This window comes from Desulfobaculum sp. SPO524, assembly GCF_044987625.1.
Classification (GTDB): Bacteria; Desulfobacterota; Desulfovibrionia; order Desulfovibrionales; family Desulfovibrionaceae; genus Desulfobaculum.
On record NZ_JBJDSB010000002.1, the window covers coordinates 466,441 to 489,683 of the forward strand.

The 23,243-nt window shown below is 63.5% G+C and carries 13 protein-coding genes and 2 pseudogenes; 10 read left to right on the forward strand and 5 right to left on the reverse strand.

The annotated features are described in order from the left end of the window. Positions 1–133: 133 nt before the first annotated feature. The 3 genes and pseudogenes from ACI3L3_RS07740 to ACI3L3_RS07750 form a co-directional block, all read left to right on the forward strand. Positions 134–1,642, forward strand: a pseudogene (locus ACI3L3_RS07740) (Cache 3/Cache 2 fusion domain-containing protein); the annotation flags it as partial. Between the two features lie 303 nt (positions 1,643–1,945). After that, positions 1,946–2,542 (forward strand): annotated as a pseudogene (locus ACI3L3_RS07745) (methyl-accepting chemotaxis protein); the annotation flags it as partial. 204 nt (positions 2,543–2,746) lie between these two features. Next, positions 2,747–4,087 carry a cyclic 2,3-diphosphoglycerate synthase gene (locus ACI3L3_RS07750; protein ID WP_404844534.1) on the forward strand — a complete coding sequence of 447 codons (1,341 nt, stop codon included), beginning with the start codon at positions 2,747–2,749 and terminating at the stop codon, positions 4,085–4,087. A 146-nt stretch (positions 4,088–4,233) separates the two neighbouring features. Here the strand turns inward: ACI3L3_RS07750 and ACI3L3_RS07755 are convergent, their stop codons facing one another. Next, the gene (locus ACI3L3_RS07755) at positions 4,234–5,358 is read right to left on the reverse strand and encodes a hypothetical protein (RefSeq protein WP_404844535.1); all 1,125 of its coding nucleotides are present in this window, start codon (positions 5,356–5,358) and stop codon (positions 4,234–4,236) included. Between the two features lie 332 nt (positions 5,359–5,690). Here ACI3L3_RS07755 and bioF point away from each other — a divergent pair, with 332 nt between their 5' ends. The 3 genes from bioF to ACI3L3_RS07770 are packed head-to-tail and all read left to right on the forward strand — an operon-like array spanning position 5,691 to position 8,186. Continuing rightward, on the forward strand, positions 5,691–6,830 hold the full coding sequence (gene bioF / locus ACI3L3_RS07760) for an 8-amino-7-oxononanoate synthase (RefSeq protein ID WP_404844536.1): 1,140 nt from the start codon (positions 5,691–5,693) through the stop codon (positions 6,828–6,830). Next, positions 6,818–7,444 carry an alpha/beta fold hydrolase gene (locus ACI3L3_RS07765; RefSeq protein WP_404844537.1) on the forward strand — a complete coding sequence of 209 codons (627 nt, stop codon included), beginning with the start codon at positions 6,818–6,820 and terminating at the stop codon, positions 7,442–7,444. The genes bioF and ACI3L3_RS07765 overlap by 13 nt, the downstream gene beginning before the upstream one ends. Beyond that, complete coding sequence (locus ACI3L3_RS07770; RefSeq protein ID WP_404844538.1) at positions 7,407–8,186, forward strand: methyltransferase domain-containing protein; 780 nt, start codon at positions 7,407–7,409, stop codon at positions 8,184–8,186. Before ACI3L3_RS07765 ends, ACI3L3_RS07770 begins: the two co-directional genes overlap by 38 nt. Before the next feature lie 62 nt (positions 8,187–8,248). Here the strand turns inward: ACI3L3_RS07770 and bioD are convergent, their stop codons facing one another. After that, positions 8,249–8,875 carry a dethiobiotin synthase gene (bioD, locus tag ACI3L3_RS07775; RefSeq protein WP_404844539.1) on the reverse strand — a complete coding sequence of 209 codons (627 nt, stop codon included), beginning with the start codon at positions 8,873–8,875 and terminating at the stop codon, positions 8,249–8,251. After that, positions 8,872–10,164, reverse strand: a complete 1,293-nt coding sequence (gene bioA / locus ACI3L3_RS07780; protein ID WP_404844540.1) for an adenosylmethionine--8-amino-7-oxononanoate transaminase — start codon at positions 10,162–10,164, stop codon at positions 8,872–8,874. The genes bioD and bioA overlap by 4 nt, the downstream gene beginning before the upstream one ends. Before the next feature lie 109 nt (positions 10,165–10,273). Here bioA and ACI3L3_RS07785 point away from each other — a divergent pair, with 109 nt between their 5' ends. The 4 genes from ACI3L3_RS07785 to ACI3L3_RS07800 all read left to right on the forward strand — a co-directional run bounded on the left by ACI3L3_RS07785 (position 10,274) and on the right by ACI3L3_RS07800 (position 17,064). Continuing rightward, on the forward strand, positions 10,274–10,810 hold the full coding sequence (locus ACI3L3_RS07785; RefSeq protein ID WP_404844541.1) for an aminodeoxychorismate/anthranilate synthase component II: 537 nt from the start codon (positions 10,274–10,276) through the stop codon (positions 10,808–10,810). Continuing rightward, positions 10,782–12,059 carry a chorismate-binding protein gene (locus ACI3L3_RS07790; RefSeq protein WP_404844542.1) on the forward strand — a complete coding sequence of 426 codons (1,278 nt, stop codon included), beginning with the start codon at positions 10,782–10,784 and terminating at the stop codon, positions 12,057–12,059. Before ACI3L3_RS07785 ends, ACI3L3_RS07790 begins: the two co-directional genes overlap by 29 nt. Then, entirely contained in the window at positions 12,056–12,913 is an 858-nt protein-coding gene (locus tag ACI3L3_RS07795) for an aminotransferase class IV (protein WP_404844543.1), read from the forward strand. Before ACI3L3_RS07790 ends, ACI3L3_RS07795 begins: the two co-directional genes overlap by 4 nt. A 134-nt stretch (positions 12,914–13,047) precedes the next feature. Further along, a complete protein-coding gene (locus ACI3L3_RS07800) occupies positions 13,048–17,064 on the forward strand; it encodes a DUF748 domain-containing protein (RefSeq protein ID WP_404844544.1) in 4,017 nt (1,338 codons plus the stop codon). 103 nt (positions 17,065–17,167) lie between these two features. Here the strand turns inward: ACI3L3_RS07800 and ACI3L3_RS07805 are convergent, their stop codons facing one another. Beyond that, entirely contained in the window at positions 17,168–19,621 is a 2,454-nt protein-coding gene (locus tag ACI3L3_RS07805; protein WP_404844545.1) for a methyl-accepting chemotaxis protein, read from the reverse strand. Between the two features lie 330 nt (positions 19,622–19,951). Beyond that, the gene (locus ACI3L3_RS07810) at positions 19,952–23,176 is read right to left on the reverse strand and encodes an SNF2-related protein (RefSeq protein ID WP_404844546.1); all 3,225 of its coding nucleotides are present in this window, start codon (positions 23,174–23,176) and stop codon (positions 19,952–19,954) included. Positions 23,177–23,243: the final 67 nt, after the last annotated feature.

Sequence of the window (23,243 nt, forward strand, 5' to 3'; positions counted from 1 at the left end):
GCGACGCCAGCTAAGCGGGCTGGCTTAGGTTCTATACTCCTCATGGCGGAGGCCGTATGCGTGGCGGGTGCGCCCCATGTGTGCTCCGGTTGTCAGGCAACCGCCCCACTCGAACTTTTGGATAGGGTGCTTGATGCGACTGAATTTCAACAAGAAACTCATCTCCGGGATACTGCTGACGGTTGCCGTGCTTTTGGGTACGCAGGCGGCTGTAAATCTGTATCAATCCCAAAAGGCCCTCACCGCCTTCGGGCAGGAATTCCTCAAAAACACAACCACAGAGGTTGTCCACGCCGCGCGCATGCAGGATGAAAGCATGGATGTGGCCCTGCGCAATGAGGTTGCGCGGTTTAGCCAGCAGGTGAAGGACAACATGGGGTTCTGGCTCTCCAAGAATGACGTGGAGACCATGAACGTCATCAACCAGAAGACGATGGACGCGGAGCGCGTGGACATTCCCTCCATGCGTCTTTCCGATACCACCATCCTGAACGACACCTCCATCGTGGACCGCATCCACGAGATGTCGGGCTTTCATGCCACCATCTTTCAGGTGCTGCCCGGCAAGCTGGTCCGCGTGAGCACCAGCATCACCAAGGACGACGGCACCCGCGCCGTTGGCACCTACATCCCCGAAGACAGCCCCGTCTACCAAACGGTCATGAATGGCGAGACCTATTACGGCCGCGCCAGAGTGCTTGGCAAGGAGTACATCACCGCCTACGCCCCGGCTACGGACTACGGCGGCAATGTGGTGGCGGTGCTGTTTGTGGGCACGGAGATTATGTCTCCGCACATGCAGTCCATGCTGAGTGAGATTTCCGTTGCCGGGCGCGGCTACGCCTTTGTCAGCGATAGCAACGGGCACCTGCTGTTCTGTCCCGAGGACCGCGAGCTCGACTTCTCCGGCAGTGGCAAGGATGTGTGGCGCGCCATCTCCTCCGCGCGTGACAGCATTGTGACCTTTACCAACAACGGCCGCGAGCGCGTCGGCTTTGTAAAGTATTTTGCCCCGTGGGACTGGCTGGTGGTTGTCTCCATCGCCAAGGATTCCATGATGCTGGGCATGGACCGCACGCTGATGTTGGTCAGCCTTGGCGTGGTGGGCGTTGGCCTTGTGGCTGCGGCGCTGTTTACCGTGCTGCTTCTGCGCCGGTTGCTGCGGCCTCTTGATGAGCTGTCTTCCGTCACCCAGCGCATTGCCTCCGGCGACCTGAACGCGCGCTCCGAGTACGACGGCGACGACGCCATCGGCCGCACCGTCTCCTCCGTGAACGCCATGGTGCAGGAGCTGAAAAACAAGCTGGGCTTTGCCGAGGGCGTGCTCAAGGGCATCACCCTGCCGTGCTCCGTGGTGAGCGCGGAGAACGAAATGGTGTTCATCAACGACGAAAAGATACGCCTGATGGAGTTCCCCGGAACGGCGGAAGACTACTACGGCAAAACCTCCGGCGAGTTCTTCTTCCACGACGCCGCGCGCGAAACCCTCGCCATGAAGAGCATGGACCAGGGCAAACGCCTGAGCGCCGACATTCCCATGACGACGACCTCCGGGCGCGAGTTCCAGATTAATTCCACCTGCACGCCCATTCATGACCTTGACGGCAACCCCATTGGCGCCTTGGTCATCTGGTTCGACCTCACGGACATGAAGCGGCAGGAAGAGGAAATCCGCAAACAGCACGAGCGCATGGCCGAGGCCGCGCGCCTTGCCGACCGCGTGGCGGAGCAGGTGTCCTCGGCGTCCGAGGAGCTTGCCGCGCAGATTGACGAGTCCAATCAAGGCTCCGGCGAACAGTTGCGCCGCACTGCCGAAGCCGCCACCGCCATGGAGCAGATGAACGCCTCCGTGCTGGAAGTGGCGCGCAACGCTGGCAGCGCCGCCGAATTGGTGGACGGCGCACGCGGCAAGGCCGACGAGGGCGCGCACATCGTGTCCGAAATGGCCAGCATCATCGACGCCGTGGCCGAGCGCTCCGAAAGCCTCAAGTCCATCATGGGCGAGCTGGGCGATCAGGCCGAAGGCATTGGACGCATTATGGACGTTATCTCCGACATTGCGGACCAGACCAACCTGCTGGCGCTCAACGCCGCCATCGAGGCCGCCCGCGCGGGCGACGCCGGTCGCGGCTTTGCCGTTGTGGCCGATGAGGTCCGCAAGCTGGCGGAAAAGACCATGAGCGCCACACGTGAGGTTGCGGTCTATATCGAAAGCATCCAGACCAGCGCCCGCCGCAGTCTGGAAAGCACCGAGGAAACCGTCTCCGCCGTGCAGGAAACCACAGAGCGCGCCGGGCAGTCTGGCCGCTCCCTGCAGGAAATCGTCAGCATGGTGCAGTCGGGCGCGGATCAGGTCCGGGCCATTGCCACGGCGGCGGAGGAGCAGTCCTCAGCCAGCGAGCAGATCAACCGTTCCACCGAGGAAATCAACTCCATCGCCAGCGAAAATGCCGACGCCATGGCCCAGTCCACCGAGGCCGTGGCCGAATTGGCCCGCCTTGCCGTGGAGCTGAAAAACATCACGGCGGACATGCGCGAATAACCCATAGCGCGGCCTCAAGCCGCAGACGAAAAACTCCCGCGGCGGGGACGCATACGGTGCGTCCCCGCCGTTTTTCGTGGCCTCTTTCGGCTCCGGGGGCGCCTCCATGGGCCTGAAAAAACGGAAAGAGCCTTGACGATATCGCCTGTCTGGTCTTTCGTGGATGTATCGACATGCATGAACCTGAACACAGGAGCCTGACACATGGTCGAGAAGGTCGTCATCATGGGCGCGGCGGGCCGCGATTTTCACAACTTCAATGTCTATTTTCGGGACAATCCCCGCTATGAGGTTGTGGCCTTTACCGCCTCGCAGATTGAAGGCATCGAGAACAGAAGCTATCCGGTGGAACTGTGCGGGGCCGGGTACCCTGACGGCATCCCCATCTGCCACGAGGACGAACTGGAGCGCATCGTCAGCGGCAACAAGGTGGACCTTGTCGCGTTTTCCTATTCCGACGTCCGGCACGAGGACGTGATGCACAAGGCGTCGTCCGTTATGGCGGGCGGCGCTGATTTTATGATGATAGGGGCGACGTACACCATGCTGGAGTCCACGCGCCCGGTGGTGGCCGTGTGCGCCGTGCGCACGGGATGCGGCAAGTCCCAAACCACGCGCAAGGTGTGCGACATTCTGCGCGCGGAAGGCAAGCGCGTGGTGGTTGTGCGCCACCCCATGCCCTACGGCGACCTGTCGCGGCAGGTGGTGCAGCGCTTTGCCAGCTTTGAGGACTTCACGGCCCATGAGTGTACGGTGGAGGAGCGCGAGGAGTATGAACCCTTGGTGGAGCGCGGCCTTGTGGTCTACGCCGGGGTGGACTACGCGGCCATCCTGCGCGAGGCCGAAAAGGAGGCCGACGTCATCGTGTGGGATGGCGGCAATAACGATACCTCGTTCTTTAAGCCGACGGTGCAGATTACGGTCTTCGACCCCCACCGCGCCGGGCACGAGCTGACCTACTTCCCCGGCGAAACGAATATGCTGATGGCGGACATTGCCGTGGTGAACAAGGTGGACACCGCGTCGCCCGAAGGCGTGGCTATGGTGCGCGAGAATATTGCCCGGCACAGTCCGCAGGCGCAGGTGGTGCTGGCAGAATCGCCGGTGTCCGTGGCCGAGCCGGCGGCGGTGCGCGGCAAGCGCGTTCTTGTGGTGGAAGACGGCCCAACCCTCACCCATGGCGAGATGGCTTTTGGCGCGGGCAGTGTGGCCGCGCGGGCGTATGGCGCGGCGGAGCTTGTGGACCCGCGCCCCTACGCGAAGGGGAGTATCCGCGAGGTGTTTGCCAAGTACCCGCAGGTGGGGCCGGTGCTTCCGGCCATGGGCTACAGCCAGCAGCAGTTGGCGGACCTGGAGGCCACCATCAACGCCGTGGACTGCGATATGGTCCTGCTTGGAACGCCGGCCAAGCTGACGGGATTCCTCTCCATCGACAAGCCCGCTCAGCGCGTGGTGTACGAATACGCCGACAGCGCCGAGGCGACCGCGCAGGCGACACTTGATGGCGCGTTGCGCGCGGCCCTGCAGAAGAGGGGCGTGCTGTAGCGCGCCCCGGCCAACTGGACGACAGGTGACGCAGGGCAGGGCCAAGGGCGCTCCCTGTGAAACGCTCTCCATAAGTGGCGTCCGTTTCCCATGCCATGGGGAGGCGGACGCCGTAGTCATTTGGGGCAGAGCAGGCGGTGCCGGGGCTACTCTTCCGGCGGTGGCGGCGGGCCTTCGCGGCACCAGTCGCGCAGGCCGCGCTCCGTGGTGACAAGAAAGTCCTGCACGTTGGTGAGTATGGAGCGCGCGGATAGCGAGCCACGGTTGGCCAGCTTGTTGATGACGAATTCACTCATATCCACGGAATAGAAGAAGACGGGGCGCACGCCGTGTGTGGTTACGGTGTATGAGGGCGTCATGTTGCCCACGGCGATGGAATGGAGCTGGGTTGCCATGGCAATGACCGTGGTGGCCTGCTGGACCAGCGCGCGCATGGCGTCCTGCGCGGCGTAGCAGTCCGCCATCACCTCGGGCATAGGGCCGTCGTCGCGGATGGACCCGGCCAGCACGTAGGGGATGTTCTTTTCATGGATGGCGTGCATGACGCCGTTTCGTACCAGTCCGGATTCTATGGCGGCGGGCATGGACCCGGCGCGGCGGACCTCGTTGAGGGTATCCAGATGGTGGTAGTGCCCAAGGGGCGCGGAGCGCTTGGAGTACAGCCCCTGCCCGAGGGCCGTGGTGTGTATGGCGGCCTCCATGTCGTGCGTGGCAAGGGCGTTGCCCGCAAGAAGCCCCTGCACGTAGCCCTGCCGCACAAGGCGGGCGAGGGCCTCGCGCGAGTCGTGGTCAAAGACCACGGCAGGGCCAAGCACCCACAGGATGAAGCCGTTGTCCCGCTCGTATTGCAGCAGGGAGTACAGCTCGTCGTAGTCGATGGAGAAGGAGCTTTCGCGCGTCATGCGGGTGCGGAAAGCGAACTTCTCCGCGCCGCCGTCCACGGCGCCAAAGGGTTCCGTCTGCACGAAGATGCCGTCCTCGCCGTCCTCGCGCCTGCCAACGCACACCAGGTCGCCCGGGGCAAGGCGGCGCGGTTCCACAACGTGCAGTGTGTCGCCATCGCGCACCACAACGCAGTCCATGCGCGATTTCTCGGGCATGACCCACATGCCGCGCTCAAGCTGAAAGTATTCCGGATAGATGGACGTGGCGTGAAAGTTCTGCGGGGCCACGCCGGCGCTTTCCACAGGCACAAAACGGGCCAGCGGTGCGTCCGTGAGGGGCGGCTGTGTGAAATCCGGCTGCTTGTAGGGGGGAAGCGTGAAGGTCATGCGGCCTCCTTATGGCTGTTGAACTAGGCACCTGCGGGGCTGACCTCTTCTGCCTGCACGGCTTTCGCATCGTAGAGAGATGCGCTGGGGCGCGGGGTTTCTGCGCCGTGCATCGGCCACTTTGGGCCAGCCTGCAGTGCAGAGCGGGGACGCTACGTTGCCCGCGCGTGCGAAACATTTCCCGCATTCATCACAACCATCCGATACAATGGACAAAAAGGCAAGGTGGCACGGCAGGAGCTATTTGCTTCAACGCGGTATTTGCGGTAGCTCTCCCGCCCATGGCACAGGATCAATTTTGGAAAACGCACATTACGTCGGAGCTTTCGCGCATGCGCGCCGCATCGCTCCTGCGCGAGATGCCGCCGGTAGACCACGGGGCGGAGCTGTACCTGACCTATGAAGGGGAACGGCTCCTGAACCTTGCCTCCAACAACTATCTGGGCCTTTCCGGCCACGCGGCCCTGCGCGACCACGCCGCCCGCGCGGCGCTGGAGGGCGGCGCGGGGAGTGGCGCCTCGCGTATCGTAACAGGGACGGATGTGGCCTACGACGCGCTGGAGCGCGAAGTGGCGGCCTTTAAGGGGACGCAGGCTGCCCTTGTGGTTGGTTCCGGCTATGCGGCGAATCTGTCCATTATGACGGCTCTTGCCGGGCGCACGGCCACTGTGTTCTCCGATAGGCTCAACCACGCCAGCATCATTGACGGCATCACCCTGTCCCGCGCGCGCCACGTCCGCTACCGCCATAACGACATGGACCACTTGCGCCGGCAGTTGGAGGCGCACGCGGATGCGGCGCAGAAAATTCTGGTGACGGACAGCGTGTTCAGCATGGATGGCGACTGCGCCGATCTGGAGAGCATTGTCCGCCTGTGCCGGGACCACGGCGCGCTGTTGGTGGTGGACGAGGCCCACGCCACGGGCGTGTTGGGCGACGGCAAGGGGCTGAGCCACGCCCTTGGCTGCGCTGACGAGGTGGACGTGCAGATGGGCACCTTTAGCAAGGCGCTTGGCTCCTACGGCGCGTACATTGCCGCGGATGAGGACATCATCGCCCTTGTCCGCAACCGGGGGCGGTCCTTTGTGTTTTCCACGTCTTTGCCACCCAGTGTGGTGGCCGCCAACCGCGCCGCCCTGCGCAGTGTGGCCACGGATACCGCGTTGGCGGGCCGCCTGACGGACCTGAGCCAGCGCCTGCGCGGGCACCTTGACGGGCTGGGCTTTGATACCGGCGGGTCCACCACGCAGATTATCCCGGTCATCCTTGGTGACAACGACGCCGCCATCGCCGCGCGCGAGTATCTGCGCCGCAAGGGGCTGTACGTTCCGGCCATCCGTCCGCCTACGGTGCCGCAGGGCACGGCGCGTCTGCGTATTTCGCTGCGGGCGGATATTTCGGACAAGGCCATGGATGACATCTGCGTCGCGTTTACGGACCTTGCGCAGGAGCGTGGCGTATGCCGCGCGTAACGGTTGTGTCCGGCTGGGCCGGACAGGCGGCGTTTTTCCCGAGGCTGACCGCGCAGGGCGAGCATATTGCGCCTTTTGTGGATGCATCCCCCGGCGCGGTGCTGTCCCGGCTGACGGGTGGCGGCGTGCTGGTGGGCTGGTCCACGGGCGCGCATATTCTCCTTGGCGATGTGGCGCGGCTTTCCGGGATATATGACTGTGTTGTGCTGGTTGCGCCTTTTGCGGCGTTTTCCCGCTGCGCTGAGGCCAGCGTGCTGGAGACCATGACCGCCAACATGGCCACGGCGGCCCAGCGCACGGTGCGCAGTTTTTACCGCAACTGCGGCGTCCGCGGCGCGGCCACAGACTGGGTGCCGGGCGAGGCCCCGGCGCTGACTGAGGGGCTGCGCTTTTTGGCGCGCTCCACGGTGGAGGCGATTGATGCCGATGCGGCCCTGTCGAATGTGGTTCTCATCGGCGGCGCGGCGGACCGCATCGTCCCGCCCGCCGAGACGGAGCGCGTTGCCGCCATGGCGGCGGGGGCCAGCTTCCAGCGTGTTGACGCAGGACATTTTATCACAGAGGAGGTCATTGCCGATGTCGTACTGCACACGGCAGGTTGCCGCCTCCTTTAGCAGGGCGGGGACGACATATTCACGCGCGGCCCGCATCCAGCGCCGCGCGGCCTTCGACTGCGCGGACGCCGTGCCCCTTGGGCATTATCCGGTGACGGTGGAGATTGGCACCGGCTGCGGCGTGCTGACGGATTTTCTGCGCCCGCATGTCATGTGGGACACCTACATCGGCTGCGACATCGCCCCCGGCATGCTGGCCGCCATGCCCCGTCCGGACGGCGGGGAGCACCTTGTGGTTGCCGATGGCGAAGAGGTGCCGCTTCATCCGGGGCGGGCGGATTTGCTGGTGAGCGCGTCCACCATGCAGTGGTACCGCGACCCCGCGCGCTCCATCCCGGCGAATCTGCGCTTGCTGCGGCCGGGTGGGCGGTTTTCCTTTGTCATCTTTGTGGCGGGAACCCTTGCCGAGTTGGCGCAGGTCAGCCGCGAGACGGGTTTTGGGCATGTTGTCCCCATGCGCGACGCGCAGGAGTACGAATGGATAATAAGCGGCACGCCGGGCGTTACCTGCCAGACGCGGGTGTGGGACGCGCAGATGCGCTACCCTTCGGTGCGCGACTTCCTGCGTGAGCTGAAGCGTACGGGCGTGACCGGAGCCGGCGCGGGGCGGGCCTTTTCCCGCTCGCGCTACACGGCGTTTTGCCGCCGATACGAGGAGCTTTGCGGTGGCGGCACCGAGGTTGTGGCGTCGTGGCGGATGCTGTTTGTCAGCGGCGTGTTTGCCGGCGCGCCAAAGGGATAAAAAACGCGCGGCGTCATGAAGGATCGCCGCGCGCTGGATGGTCTTTCTCTGCTTGCGTCCGGTTACGGAATGTACCGGGCGCAGGCGTTTTTGAGGCCCTGCGGTGACAGGTCGCCGAGCATGGGCACCTGCGCCAACACGGGCACGCGCCCAAAGTGGGCAATGGCGTCCGCGTTGGCCGGATGGGGCGGGCCGTTCATGATAACACCCGCAACCTCGGCCCCGGCGGCGCGCAGGGCCGCCAGCGTCAGCAGGGTGTGGTTGATGGTGCCAAGGCCGGAGCGTGCCACCACGACCACGGGCAGGCCAAGGCGCGTGATGAGGTCCAGCATCAGGGCTTTATCATTCAGCGGCACCATCAGGCCGCCCGCGCCCTCCACCACCAGCGGCGCGTCCTGCGGTAGGGCGGGCGGGGTGATGGCGTTTAAATCAATGCGTACGCCGTCAATGGCGGCGGCCTCGTGCGGGGAGAGCGGCTCGGTCAGGCGGTAGGCCTCGGGCAGAAAGCGCTCCTGCGGCAGGCCGGTGAGTGCCCGCACGTCGCGGGTGTCCGAGTCTGTGTTGACGCCGCTTTGGATGGGCTTCCAATAGTGGGCGTCCAGCGCAAGAGTCAGCAGGGCGCTGATGACGGTTTTTCCTGCGTCCGTGTCCGTTCCTGTGACGAAGAGTCTTTTGGGCAATTCGCTCATGACAGCAGCTCCGGGCGCGCCACGGCGTCTACAATGGCGGACGTTATCTGCGAGAGGTCGTCCTTTTTCATGATGTAGGGCGGCATCACGTACACAAGGCGGCCAAAGGGTCGTACCCACACGCCGCGGTCCACAAAGAAGCGCTGCAGCGCAGCCATATCCACGGGGCGGGTGGTCTCCACCACGCCAATGGCCCCAAGGGTGCGCACGTCGCGCACCGTGGGCAGGTCCGCGCAGGGGGCCAGCTCGCGCCGGAGTTGGTCGCCAATGGCGCTGACGGAGGCGGCCCAATCGTTTTCCACCAGCAGGTCGAGGCTGGCGCAGGCCACGGCGCAGGCCAGCGGATTGCCCATAAAGGTCGGCCCGTGCATAAGAACGGACAGTTCGCCGTCCGAGATGCCATTTGCGACGCGGTCCGTGGCGAGGGTGGCGGCAAGGGTCATGGTGCCGCCGGTGAGCGCCTTGCCAAGGCACATGATGTCCGGGCTTATCCCCGCGTGCTCGCAGGCAAAGAGCTTGCCGGAGCGGCCAAAGCCCGTGGCAATTTCGTCCGCGATGAGCAAAATGCCCGTCCGGGTGCAGATTTCACGAACGCGGCGCAGGAACTCCGGCGAGTAGAACCGCATGCCGCCCGCGCCTTGTACGATGGGCTCCAGCACCACTGCCGCCAGCTCGGCCTCATGTTCCCGGACCAGTTGCTCAAAAGCGTCAAAGTGTTCGTCCTCCCATGGCGCATCAAAGGCCGGAGTGGGGGCGGGGGCGAAGACGCTTTTGGCAAGCACGCCGGCGAACAGGCTGTGCATGCCGTTTTCCGGGTCGCATACGCTCATGGTGCGGAAGGTGTCGCCGTGGTAGCCGCCGCGCACCGTCAGCAGGCGGCAGCGGCCCGTTTCACCCTTGGACAGCCAATACTGAAAGGCCATCTTGATGGCGACCTCCACGGACACGGAACCGGAGTCGCTAAAGAACACGCGCTGGAGCGGCGCGGGCGTCATGTCCACAAGGCGGCGCGCCAGTTCCACTGCGGGGCGGTGGGTGATGCCGCCAAACATCACGTGAGACATGGTCTGCGCCTGCTGCGTCAGCGCCCGGACAAGCCGCGGGTGGGAATAACCGTGAATGGCGGCCCACCACGAGCTCATGCCGTCGATGAGTTCGCGCCCGTCCTCCAGCGTCAGGCGGACGCCTTTGGCCCGCGCCACGGGGTAGACGGGCAGCGGGTTGTTCATGGACGTGTAGGGATGCCAAATGTGCTCCCTGTCAAATTTCACTATGTCGCTTGTCTGCATTGTTGCACTCCTTGGGGGCCGCGTGGCCCGTAGGAGGTTGTGGGCGATGGCGGCAAGGATGTCAAACCCCGCCGGGCGGCCCGGCCCCCGCGCGGGAGCGGAGAGTGCGATGCGTATCGTCATCATCGATAATCGGGACAGTTTTACGCGGAATTTGGAGCATCTTGTGGCGCAGGTGGCCCCAAGCCCGCCCGCCATTGTCCCCGTGGCGGAGATTGACGCCGTGACCCCGGCAGAGTGGGATATGGTGATAATTTCCCCTGGGCCGGGCGCGCCGCAGGATTATCCCGGCTACGCGCGCATTGTGGATTCCGGCGTGCCTGTGCTGGGCGTGTGCCTGGGGATGCAGATTCTCAATACGCACTTCGGCGGAGTGACCTCGCGCCTTGCGGGCTGCGTGCACGGGCGGCAGGACGTGATGCACTGGCGGCAACGCCAGTGGACCGTGGCGCGCTATCATTCCCTGTATGTCTCCACGGTGGGTGCGGGGCTGGATGTCCTTGCGGCCAACGCGCAGGGCGTGCCCTTTGTGCTGGCACATCCCCGGCGGCCCCTCATCGGCTACCAGTTTCATCCCGAATCCTTTTTGACCGAAAATGGCGGAGCGTTCATCGATTATGCTTTCACGTATTGCGGACTCGCTTGACGGCGAGGGCTTTGCCGCGCTGGCCGCCGCCTGCGCCGCGCGGCCCGATGCCGACCTGTTTCTTTCCTGCGCCGGGGCGGATACGCCGGTTTGCCGCATTGGCGTTGCGCCAACCGGGGAGTGCGTGGTGCAGGAGCACACCCCGCGCACCGAGATTGCGGCGTTCCTCTTTGACACGCCGGGCACGGCGCTGGGCTGCCTGCCCTATGAGTACGGCCTTGCGCGTATGGGCATAGCCACGGACAAGGTGTCGTCCTGCCCACCCGGACGCTTCCGCAAGTACCGCGTCATGCTGGTGTACGACATGGCCGCGCAGACGCTGGACGCCGAGGGCGACGCGGCCTTTGCGCGGCAGATGCTGGACGCGGCGCGGCAGGCTCCGGCGACGTCTGGCCAGACGTATGCCAACCAGACGTGTGCCGCTCCGAATACCCCCCTGCGCGAGAGTCTGGACCGTGAGGGCTATATGCGCGGCGTGGAGGAGGTGCTGGAGGCCATCCGTAGCGGCATGAGCTATCAGCTCTGTCTGTCGTCGGAGTACGCGGCGCATGTGCCGGGGCTGGACCCGGCGGCGCTGTTTATGCGCCTGTGGCGCGAGGCACCTGCGCCGTATTACGCGCTGTATCGCCTTGGGGCTGTGACGGTAATCAGCTCCTCGCCGGAGCGGTTTCTCAGCGTGCGGGAGGGGCGGGTGTTGTCCCAGCCCATCAAGGGGACCCTTGCCTTTGACACCTACACCCCGGACCTTGACGCCCGCGTGACCGAATCCCCCAAGGAGAGTGCGGAACTCTCCATGATTGTGGACCTCATCCGCAATGATATCTCCGCGCACTGCGAGTATGGCTCCGTGCGGGTGAGGGGGCACAAGTCGACCTTTGTGGTAGAGAACCTCATCCAGATGTATACCAACGTGACGGGACGCCTGCGGCAGAACAGCACCTGCCTGGACCTGCTGCTGGACGCCTTTCCGGGCGGTTCCGTCACCGGGTGCCCCAAGCATTCGTCCATGCGCATCATTGAGGCGCTGGAGCCACACGCCCGCGGCATGTACTGCGGCAGCCTTGTGGTGGTGCAGGATGAGCGCAGCATGGAGTCGAACATCGCCATCCGCACGGCGACCTATGATGCGCGCGATGCGGTCTTTCGGTTTCATGCCGGAAGCGGTATCGTGATAGACTCAAAGCCGGAGGCCGAGCATAAGGAAACGCTGGCCAAGGCATCAAAATTTTTCAGGATACTGGGATTATGATGTATTTTGACGGCGCACAGTTCACCAGCGGACGCATTGGGCTGAATGTTGACGGTCCGGCGTTTCGCTATGGGTTTTCGTTTTTTGAAACCATGCTCTGGAATGGCAGCGCCGTGTGCCGCTTTGACGAGCATATGCGGCGGCTGTGGTCCAGCCTTGGCGCGTTTGGCGTGCCGTACGAGGTGTCGGACTGCCGGGTGCTCATTCAGGAAGTCGTCAGCCGCAACGGCCTTGAGGACCAGTACGCGCGGGTGAACGTTGTTTATCCTGTGGACGCCTCGCCGTCGGCGCCAGCCTGCGGTCCGGCGCGCCCCGTGGTATGCGCCGCGCCGTATACGCCGCCGGCGCCCGGCACGTCCCGTACCCTTGGCGTGTGCCCGCGTCCGCTCCATTCGTGGCTTGGCGCGCACAAGTGCGGCAATTATCTGCCCTATCTGTTGGCGCGCCGCGCCGCCGTGCACGAGGGGCTGGACGATGCGGTGCTCTGTTCCCCGGACGGCAATGTGCTGGAGGCGGCAACCGCCGCGCTGGTGCTGCGCGCAGGGAACAAATACATCACCCCCGTGCCCGTGGACTGCGGCCAGCGCACGGCAGGTGTGCTGCCATCCATCGCCCTTGCCGCCGCGCGCGAGGAACTCGCCATTACCCCGCAGCCCGTGGCGCTGGCCGAGCTTGGCGGGTTCGAGAGTGCGTATGTGCTCAACTCCCTCATCGGCATGGTGCCTGTTGCGGCCATTGGGGATGTGCTGTTTGACGAGAACGCGGCCCCCTGCGCCAAGGTGCGTGCCGCCGTGTGGCGCGCGGATGCCTCTGGGCCTGCAGAAGAAGGGAATTCCTCAGCGATTTCTGACTGATGGATTTGGCTTTTTCCGCTCTGGCGGCTACCATGGAGCCGAAACCGGACGCCCGCAGAAAGGCCCCGCGCCGCAGTGTCCCCCGGCGCGTCATCATCGGCGCTGGCCATTATCCGTAAGGAGAAGAACGCGTAATGCAGTCGTGGAAGCGCATGACATATAGAGGAAGGACCGCTGTGGTCCTCGCCGCCGTGCTGGTGGTGTATACCCTGCTGGGATTTTTCGTCGCGCCGCGCATAGCTCGGACGCAGCTTGAGGCGCGCTTGCCGGAACTGCTGTCCCGGCCTGTGACGGTGCGTGACGTCTCGTTCAATCCACTGACGCTGGCCGTTACCGTGGACGGGGTGGAGGTCCGCGAGCCGGACGGGGACGGGGTGTTTGTCTCCTTTGAGCGGCTGAGCGTGAATGCGGAATGGATTTCCCTGCCGCGCCTGACGCTGGTTTTGGATAGCATCCAACTGGATGCGCCCTATGTGCATGCGCGCCTTGCGGGCGACAAGAGTAATTTTTCCGACCTACTGGAGCAGGGCGGGGCCGAGGAGGACAGCGCGCCGGACACTGGCGACGGAGCGGGGTTTCCGCTGCCGTTGGTGGTGCGTTCCGTGGTGCTGACGGATGGCACTGTGGTGGTGGAGGACGCCCTGCGTGGCAAGACCCATCGTGTTGAACATGTGAATCTGTCCGTGCCGCTGACGTCCAGCCTGCCCAAGGACAGGCAGCACTTTATCCGGCCAGAACTCAGCGCCACCATCAATGGCAAGCCCCTGACCATGACGGGCGGAACGCGCCCCTTTGCCGAGGACGTCAGCTCGCGTTTGGTCTTTTCCGTTACCGGCGCGGAACTGCCCTATTATTGGGAGTACGTCCCGGTGCAGACTCCGGTCACGCTGCTGCGTGGTACGGCGGATTGCCGCATTGCCGTGGACTTCGTCCTCGATGAAGACGGCGCGCCGGAATACACCGTCAGCGGCGATGTGTCCCTTGATGACGTGTCCCTAGTGCTCCCCGAAAGGGCCGAGGCCTCCGCGTCCTCGCGCGAGGTGCTGGGGCTGGACGCGCTGCGCGTGCGGCTGGATGAATTTAATCCCCAGCGTGAGCTGTTGGCCTTTGGCCCATGCTCCCTCACGGGCCTGCGGGCGGACGTGGTGCGCCGCGAGGATGGAACGCTGGAAGCGCAGGACTGGCTGCCCGGTGCGGCGTCTGTTGAGGCCCCGGAGGAGCCCGCGCAGCAGCCCGCCGCCGTGGAACCGTCCGCCCCCTCGCCCAATGAGGCGAGTGCTGAGGCCGTTACTGCGTCCGATGGTCCCGCGCCCGAAGCCCCCGCAGATGACAAGACCTCGGCCACGCCTGCTGGAGCTGACGGCACTGCCGTGAAGGGCGCGGAGGCAGACGCCAACGAGGGCGCCGAAGCCCCGGCGGCTCCTGCTCCGGTGGCGGACGCCGGTGTGGCGGAAGAGACTTTGGATGATGAGGGCGAGAGCGCTGCGCCCGCGACGTCTCTTGAATTGCCCCTGCGCATTCAGTTGACGCGGCTGCTTCTGTCCGGGGCGTCCATACGCTACACGGACCACGCCCTTGGCGGCTTTGCCAAGACCATTGGTCCCCTTGGGATTGATATTGCGGATGTGGATACCGCGCCGGACCACGAGGTCACGTTCAGCGTGACCTGTGGCCCGGAGGATGGCGAGCGCCTCGACATCGCCGGAACCATGACCCCGGCCAGCCTTGCGCACAACGGGACGTTGACCCTGCGTGGACTGGACGTGACCACCTATGCCCCGCTGTACGCGGACGCCGCACCTGTGGATGTGGCGTCCGGCGTGGTTGATGTGTCCCTCGCCTGGGCGGGGGACGGCAACCCGGACCACCTGACGTTGAGCGATGTGGCAACCTCGGTGCGCGCTCTGGCGCTGAATATGCCCGAAAGCGGCGAGCCGCTGGTGTCCCTGCCGGAACTCACCGTTACCGGCACCAGTGTGGACGTTGGCCGGCGCGATGTGCATGTTGCGGATGTGACGGTGAAGGGGCTTGAAACGCATCTCCGCCGCGACGCCGATGGGCTGGAGGTGCAGCGCCTGCTGGGCGCCGGGCCCTCGGAGCAGGACGGGGCCGCCTCCGTCACCGGCGCTGGCGCAGAGGATGAGGCCCGCGCCGACGCGGCTTCTCCCGCCATAGCGCCGCCCGCGCCGCAAACCCAGCAGACGGCAACCACGCCGTGGACGGTGGGCATTGACCGTGTGGCGCTGGAAAACGGCGCAGTGCACCTGCACGACACCGCCCCGGCGGAGGCTGTGGAGGTCACGGTTTCCGGCATGGACATCACCGTGCGCGGCGCGTCCTCGAATGTTGAAGACCCTGTGGAGGTGGCCTTTGCCGCCACCACGTGGCGCGAAGGCCGGGTGAACCTCACCGCCAAAGGACCCCTCGCGCCGCTGGACCTCTCCGGCGAGGTGGACCTTGCGGGCGTGACGCTTGAACCCCTTGGCGGCTATCTGCGGGATGTGATGGACGGCGACCTTGCGCAGGGGCGGGTGGATGTGTCCGGTGCGTGGGGCCTCAGCGGCGATGCTGCGCCCAGCGTGCGCTATGACGGCGCTGTGCGTGTGTCGGACGTTGTGCTGCGTGATGGCGCTTCCGGCAAGAAGGTTGCCGGACTCAAGCGCTTTGCCGTGGACGGGCTATCCCTGACCACCGCGCCCTTTGGCGTTGCCGTGGACGCGGTGACGCTTGAGGACCCGACGGCGGACCTTGTCCGCGAGGCCGACGGCAGAATGAACATCGCCCGGATGCTTGGCCAGCCCGCGCCCGAGGGAGATGCCCCCGATGCGGAAGCTGGCTCCGCCGGAACCCCGGACGCCGACGTGGTGGCCGAGGCGCTGCCTGAAGAGGCATCAGAAGGCGCATCCGCCGGACTTCCTGAGGAGAGCGACGCCGACGCTGCGTCCAGCGCCGCCGCGCCGCCGCTGATGCGTGTGGGGCGGTTGACGCTGACGGGTGGCGGCGTGAGTTTTCATGACGAGACCACCTCACCGGCCTTTGCCACAACCGTGGGCGATATTTCCTGTCAGGTGACGGGCTTCTCCCGCAAGGAGGGGGCCTCGGCCGATGTGTCCCTGAATGCCACTGTGGACGGCTACGCCCCGGTGACGCTCTCTGGCTCCATTGTTCCCTTTGGGCAGGAGCTGGACACCAATCTTGTACTGCATTTGGACAACGCCGGGCTGTCCGGCCTGTCGCCCTACACCGTGCGCTACATCGCCTACCCCTTGAGCACGGGCAAGCTCTTTGCCACGTTGGAGACGCATATCCGGGGCATGGAGATTGCCGTGGACAATCAGATTCGGCTGGCGAACCTGACGGTGGGAGAGCGGGTGGACAATCCGGACGCGCCGAACCTGCCCATAGGGCTGGCGCTGTCGCTGCTGCGTGATGCGCAGGGGAATATTGATCTGGACATCCCGGTGCGCGGGCGGCTGGACGACCCCGAATTCCGCCTTGGCAAGGTGGTGATGAAGGCCATCGTGAATCTGTTCATCAAGGTCGTCGCCTCGCCCTTTACGCTGATTGGCAACATGTTTGGCGGCGGCGAAGATGTGAATCTGATCGCCTTTGAGCCGGGTTCCGTGTTGCTGACACCGCGCGCCGTAGCCAAGCTGGACGCCGTGGCCGAGGCCATGAACAAACGTCCCGGCCTGACCCTGGAGGTCAGCGGCGCAAGCGACGCGGACGTGGACGCCCCGGCCCTTGCCCAGCGCGTGCTGGCCGACGCTGTGCGCCTGCAAAAGTATATTGATCTGGAAAAGGCGGGCAACGCGCCGCGCACCGTGGCCGAAGTGCAGGTGACAGAGGAGGAATATCCCCAGTATCTGCGCCGCGCTTACGAGGCCGCGTCCTTTGCCGAGGGCAAACTGTTCGGCGGCCTGTGGGATCCGTCCGTGGAGGACATGGAAGAGGAGTTCCGCGAAAGCGTGGCGACAGACGCCGAAGCCGTGCGCGAACTCACCCAGCGCCGCGCCCGCTCTGTCCGGGCGTACTTGCTGGATACGGGCGGTGTGCCGCCGGAGCGCGTCTTCCTCAAGGAAGGCGAAGAGACCGCCGCACCCAAGGACGCGCCGGTGTCCGGCGGGCTTGTTATCCTTGGCCTGCGCTAAGGCGCACAGGCGAGCCTGCCTACACAGAAGAAAAAGCCAAAAAAAAAGGGCGGAGGGGATGTTCCTTCCGCCCTGTTGTGCGTGTGGGGACCGGAGTGCGGGGCTAGCTGTTTTGCATATCGTCGATGATTTGCTTCAGCTTTGACGCTTGCTCGGCAAGGTCGTTTACCGCGGCGTTGGACTGGGTCATGGCCTCGGCGGTTTCGGCGGCGATGGAGTTGATTTCATCCGCCGCGCGGGTGATTTCCTCCGATGTTGCGGACTGTTGCTCTGCCGCCGTGGCGATGTTGGAAATCTGCTCCGTTGTGGTTTGCACCAGATTGACGATTTCCTTGAGCGTATCCCCGGCCTTGTTGACCAGCTCCGTGCTTGTGTCCACAAGGCTGGCGGCTTCGTCCATGTCCTGCAGGCTGGAGCGGGTGCCGTTTTGGATGGTGGAAATGGCGTCGCCCACTTCCTTGGTGGCGCTCATGGTCTTTTCCGCCAGCTTGCGCACCTCGTCCGCGACCACGGCAAAGCCGCGTCCTGCCTCGCCTGCGCGGGCGGCCTCAATGGCGGCGTTGAGGGCGAGGAGGTTGGTCTGGTCCGCAATGTCGGTGATGACGTTCATCACCTCGCCAATGCCTTCGGCGTGGGTGCCGAGTTCGGCCATGCTTTCCTTGAGGCGCAGGCTCTTGGTCTGCACCTGATTGATGGATGTCACCACCTGTTGCATCAACTCGCCGCCCTCGGCCGCGCGGATTTTGGTATTGTTTGCGGTTTCTGCCGCTGTTCCGGCGTTTCGGGCCACTTCCATGATGGTGGAGTTCATTTCCTCCATGGCTGTGGCGGTTTCGCTGGTGCGTTCGCGTTGCAGGTCCGAGCCGCGGGTGGACTGCTCCACCTGCGCGGACAGCTCTCCCGCTGCTGCGGTGACCATCTCCGACACCTGATTGGCGCGGTCTGCCGCGGAGCTGATCTGGTCGTGCTGGCGCAGGACTTTTTGTTCCTGCGAGCGGATTTCCGTCAGGTCGTACCAGATGACCAGTGAGCCGATAAGGTCGTTGTCGAGGTCATAGATGGGCGTGCAGGTGGCGTTGATGAGGAACTGCTTGCCGGAAGTGCTGGAAATGGTGAGTTCCTCTTCCATTTTGGTGCCCTCGGAAATGGAGCGCATGGCAAGTGTCGTTTTGTCCCGGTCACCAAAGTAGACCTCGCCGGAAGTCTGGCCGAGGTAGTCGTCCTCGCTGCCTTTGCGGTCCAGCAGTTCCAGCTTTTGCTTGTTGATGAAGGCGATGGTGTTGTCCTTGTTGAGGACGGAACAGGGCAGGGTGATGCCGTTGAGGACGCCCTGGGCAAAGCCCAGCTTGTTTTTCAGCTCCGCCACCATGGACTTGATGTCGGTGGCAAGGAGGGCCATCTCGCTATAGAATTCGCCCTTGAGTGTTTCGTGCAGGTTGCCGCTGGCGACGGTGTTGGCAAACCGCTGGATGGCAAGGATGGGGCTGAGAATGACGCGGGAGAAGAACATCGCCACCAGCGTCACGAGAACAGCCACCACCACGGCAATGGCGGTGATTTCAAGCTGGAGCATGCGCACGGGCTTCATGACCTCGGCAAGGTCAATCTCCGCCATAAGGGCCCAGCGCTCGCGGCTGAAGGAGATGGGGGTCCACGCGGACAGCACGGGGTTGCCGTTGTAGTCGGTGATGATGCGTGCGTCGGTGTCGCCGTTCAGAGCCTCTTGGACGGCCTCGGTATCCACGCCGTTCGCTGTGATGGTTCCGGCAAAGGAGGCCTTGACGGAGTGGTTTTCGGGGTCGAGGAAGGAGTCTGACCGCATGCGCTTGTCTGAGCCGACAATGTAGGTTTCGCCGGTTTCCCCAAGGCCGGTGCGCTCCTGCATAACGTTGTTGATGGCGGTGATGGAGAGTTGCAGCGCCAAGACCCCGATGAGTTCACCGTCACTTCGGGTGATGGGGGCGCCGACAAAGCCCGCAGGCTCGCCGTTACTGGGCGCGTAGGGCGCGAAGTCCTGATACCGCACCGTGTTTGTTTCCGTCACCTTTCGCCACAGTTTGCCAAGGCCGGAATCGCGAAGGGGACCGTGCTTGAGATTCGCCCCAAGGTCGTTTTCCTTGACGGCGGTAAACAGCACGTGCCCGCGTTCTGCGTCAATGACGAACACGTCGTAGTAGCCGTATTTTTGGATGTAGTTGTTAAAGAACCCCTCGTAGATTTTCCAGATTGTCTGGTACTCCGGCGCGGCGACATCCATAGGGCCTTTGGGGTCCTGCACCGTTCCCATGGAGTAGTTGTGCAGAATGCTGAAGACCTCGGCGACGTTGCGGGTGTTGGAGAGGATTTCCGCATCCACACCACGCTGCGTGAAGTAGCCCTCAATCTGGTTTTTCTTAATCTGCGCGATGGCGGAGAGTTGATTGTACGAACTCTGCATCAGCGCGTCCTCGGCGAGGTTGCTGTTCATGACGCCTAAGAGGATGAGCGGCAAAAGGCTCGACACAATCAGAAGCGAAATAAGCTTTACCCTGAGCGTCATATTCCGAAGAAAATTCATATTCCGGCCCCCCCGGTGATGTGGTTGTGTACTCGTATCGAGTGTACGATATCCGGACGGTTGTGGTGAAGGGGGGCAGGCAGGAAATGTGTTTCTCTGTAGTCATATGCGGGGAGCGGCGGGGCGTTGCGGCGGGAGTCCGGCAAAGGATTCAGGGGGCTAGGGCGTGGCCCTCCTACTCGGTACGTCGGAATTTTTTTGGGGCAGGATTGGCTGAGGACTCTCAGAGGGTCTGGTGGGATGACCTGTGTAACGATATGGCTCGAAAAAAGCGCCCCCGGACGAAAATCCGGGGGCGCTGTGGTTGTGCGGGTGTGGCGCGGGGGCGCTTTAGATTTCGAAGAGCATTTCGAGGTCGTCGCGGGTGAGGGACTTCCAGGAGTCCTTGCCCGGGATGATGGCGTCCGCGATGCCGCGCTTTTGGTCCTGAAGCATCAGGATTTTCTCTTCCACCGTGTTCTGACAGATCATCTTGTACGAGAAGACCTGACGCGTCTGGCCGATGCGGTGGGTACGGTCCGTTGCCTGCGCTTCCACGGCGGGGTTCCACCACGGGTCGTAGTGGATGACGTAGTCCGCGGAGGTCAGGTTCAGGCCGGTGCCGCCCGCCTTCAGCGAGATGAGGAAGATGGGGATGTCCGGCGAATTGTTGAACCGGTCCACCTGCTCGAAGCGGTCCTTACTGGAGCCGTCGAGGTAGCAGAAGGGCATGTCGTTAATCTGCAGCCACGAGCGGATAATCTGCAGCATCTGCACGAACTGCGAGAACACCAGCACCTTGTGGCCTTCCTCGATGATGTCCGTGACCATATCCTTGAAGGCGTCGAACTTGCCGGAGGGCAGGTTGGTGGAGACGCCGGGGATGTCCAGCTTGAGCAGGCGCGGGTGGCAGCAGATTTGGCGCAGCTTAAGCAGCGCGTCGAGGATGGACATCTGGCTCTTGGCGATGCCCTTTTCGTCCACGTCCGCCATGACCTGCTCCTTAAGCCGCTTGGCAAGGGAGGCGTACAGCTCCAGCTGTTCGTCCGCCAGCGCGCAGTACTGCACGTTTTCAATCTTGGGCGGCAGGTCCTTGGCCACGGCGCTTTTGGTACGGCGCAGGATGAAGGGCTTCACGCGGGTGCGCAGGTATTCCAGCGTTTCTTCGTCGCCGTCCTTGATGGGCTTGACGATGCCGCGCTGGAAGGAATGCTGCGAGCCAAGGAAGCCGGGCATCAGGAACTCGAACAGCGACCACAGTTCAAAGAGATTGTTCTCAATGGGCGTACCGGACAGGCACACGCGCAGTTCGGAATCAATCTTGCGCACGGAACGGGCCGTGATGGTGTTCGGGTTTTTAATGTTCTGCGCTTCGTCAAGGACGAGGGCGTTGAACTCGAACTTTTGCAGCTCCTCAAGGTCGCGGCGCAGCAGGGCGTAGGTGGTCAGCACAAGGTCGGACTCGCCAATCTTTTTGAAAAGATGGTCGCGCCGTGCGCCGTAGATGACCAGCCGCCGCAGCATGGGAACGAATTTTTCGGCCTCTCGCTCCCAGTTGGGCAGAACCGAGGTCGGCACCACGATGAGGTTTGGCTTGTCGTTGCCCTTTTCAATGAGGTGCAGCAAAAACGACAGCGTCTGAATGGTTTTACCAAGGCCCATTTCGTCCGCAAGGATGCCGCCGAAGCCGTATTCCTTGAGGAAGTTCATGAACGACAGGCCCTGCTCCTGATAGGGGCGCAGCGTGGCGTTGAGGGTCTTGGGCTGCGTGATGGGGGTAATGCGCTCGAAGCTGTGGATTTTTTCCTTCAGGTTGTCCCAGAAGGTATCGGTCACGGCTTCGGGCAGGTCCTCCAGAATGCGGTCCAGCACAGGGGCTTCGTACTGCTCGAACTGCTTCTTGGGCGGTTCGTCGGGGTTGAGACCCATGGCCTTGAGCTTGTGGCCCAGCTTTTCCAGCCATGTTTCGGGCAGGCTGGTGTAGGTGCCGTCCTTAAGCTGCACGTAGCGCTTGCCGCTGGTCCATGCTTCCCAAATCTTGTCGATGGGCACGCGCTGGCCGTCGTAGTCCACCTCCAGGTCGAGGGTGAACCATTTTGCATCCTCGTCCTCTTTTTCCTCGTCGCCGCTTTTGACTTCCGCCACGACGGTTGGGGAGGTGAGGCGCACTTTGTAGCGGGCCAGATTCTTTTCACCGAATACGCGGTACTTTTCGATGAGCGACGGGTACGAGTCCAGCAGGAAGGTGATGGCCTCTTCCGGTTCCAGGAACCAGTTGTCGTTGTCGCGCGGCTGAAAGCCCATGTCGATGAGGGTGGAGGTCAGCTCGGCCTCTTTATCCTGCTGGCGCAGAATGAGGTACGACTTGCCGCCGTAGGAGTAGCTGCCGGTTTGCAGGTCCGGATTCGGGCCGGGCAGGGCGGCTTCGCCGTGTTCCGTCTCGTAGGCGTTGTGTACGCGCAGGGTCAGCAGGCTGCCCTCTTCATCAAGGAACAGCTTGGGCGCGTACTCCGCAGGCACGAAGAAGGGCTTCATCTTCTCGATGAATTTGTCCTGTCCGTGCAGGTCGGAGGCGGGCAGCTTGGTCCACACCCTGTCGAGGAATTCCGAGATGTCGTTGTTGGAAATCATCGGCGGGGTTGCGGTCATCTCGTGGATGAGCGCGGGCGACAGGCTGGTCTGCACCGGGTAGAAGCCCAGCTTGTGGAACACCCAGATGGGCAACTGGCCGTAGAAGTAGACCTCTTCGCCCTTGATGGAGAAGGGGACTTTGCCTTCGTGGTCCAGCAGCACGTCAAAGGTGACGCCGTCCTCGGAGATGACGGGCGAAACCTTAAGGCGCATGGTTTTTGGCTCAATGCGCACGGGCTGTTCGGTGTCCTTCCAGAACAGGTAGTATTCGTTCTGGATGGCCCAGAAGAACCACGAGATAAGCCCCTCGGGGATGTCCACGCGGTGTCCGGCGTAGTCGAGGTAACGGCTGATTTGCTCGGCCACCTGCGGCAGCCGGGGCGAGAGCTCGGCCCATTCCTCGTTGCGGATGATTTGTTCGAGGGTGACTTCGTTCTGCACCGTGGACAGGCCGGATTTGTTCTGGCGCGCACGGAAGAACGCTACCTGAAGCCTGCCCGGCTCCGGGTAGAAGCGAAAGATGAGGTAGTGCCGTCCGGCCTCTGGCTCCGGCTCCGTGGCGAAGTAGGACCGAAAGGTCTGCCGCCAGTCGGAGTGGACGGGTTCGTGTTCATCCTCGTTTTTGACCTCGAAGGTTTGAAACAGCTTGAGGGCGGTCGCGGCGACATGCTTGCACACGCCGGAGAAGGACTCCGGGCAGTTGCAGTAGAAGTTGATGGTCCCTTCATTAAGATTCAGGCCCAGCTCGGCGCTGTAGGCCTGAAAATCATCGCCTTCAATCTGGCCCTCCACATCCCAGTAGCCCTCCCGCTTATTGAGGGAGAGCTTCTGGACCCCATTCTCGGCCAGAATCTGCTTCGCCCCGTCAACGATATACTCGGGGACTGTAAAGTTTGTGAATTCCTGAAGAAGGCTCTCTACAACCTTCTCGTCAGCAGTATCCATAATAACGATAGCCTCTCACTTCTCACTGGGATTTGAATCGCCGGGTTTATGCCGCATAGTGCTCGCT

Coding starts and splice junctions, on each gene's coding strand:
- ACI3L3_RS07750 (WP_404844534.1), top strand. CDS start 2,747: ATGGTCGAGAAGGTCGTCATCATGGGCGCGGCGGGCCGCGATTTTCAC.
- ACI3L3_RS07755 (WP_404844535.1), bottom strand. CDS start 5,358: ATGACCTTCACGCTTCCCCCCTACAAGCAGCCGGATTTCACACAGCCG.
- bioF (WP_404844536.1), top strand. CDS start 5,691: ATGCGCGCCGCATCGCTCCTGCGCGAGATGCCGCCGGTAGACCACGGG.
- ACI3L3_RS07765 (WP_404844537.1), top strand. CDS start 6,818: ATGCCGCGCGTAACGGTTGTGTCCGGCTGGGCCGGACAGGCGGCGTTT.
- ACI3L3_RS07770 (WP_404844538.1), top strand. CDS start 7,407: ATGTCGTACTGCACACGGCAGGTTGCCGCCTCCTTTAGCAGGGCGGGG.
- bioD (WP_404844539.1), bottom strand. CDS start 8,875: ATGAGCGAATTGCCCAAAAGACTCTTCGTCACAGGAACGGACACGGAC.
- bioA (WP_404844540.1), bottom strand. CDS start 10,164: ATGCAGACAAGCGACATAGTGAAATTTGACAGGGAGCACATTTGGCAT.
- ACI3L3_RS07785 (WP_404844541.1), top strand. CDS start 10,274: ATGCGTATCGTCATCATCGATAATCGGGACAGTTTTACGCGGAATTTG.
- ACI3L3_RS07790 (WP_404844542.1), top strand. CDS start 10,782: ATGCTTTCACGTATTGCGGACTCGCTTGACGGCGAGGGCTTTGCCGCG.
- ACI3L3_RS07795 (WP_404844543.1), top strand. CDS start 12,056: ATGATGTATTTTGACGGCGCACAGTTCACCAGCGGACGCATTGGGCTG.
- ACI3L3_RS07800 (WP_404844544.1), top strand. CDS start 13,048: ATGCAGTCGTGGAAGCGCATGACATATAGAGGAAGGACCGCTGTGGTC.
- ACI3L3_RS07805 (WP_404844545.1), bottom strand. CDS start 19,621: ATGAATTTTCTTCGGAATATGACGCTCAGGGTAAAGCTTATTTCGCTT.
- ACI3L3_RS07810 (WP_404844546.1), bottom strand. CDS start 23,176: ATGGATACTGCTGACGAGAAGGTTGTAGAGAGCCTTCTTCAGGAATTC.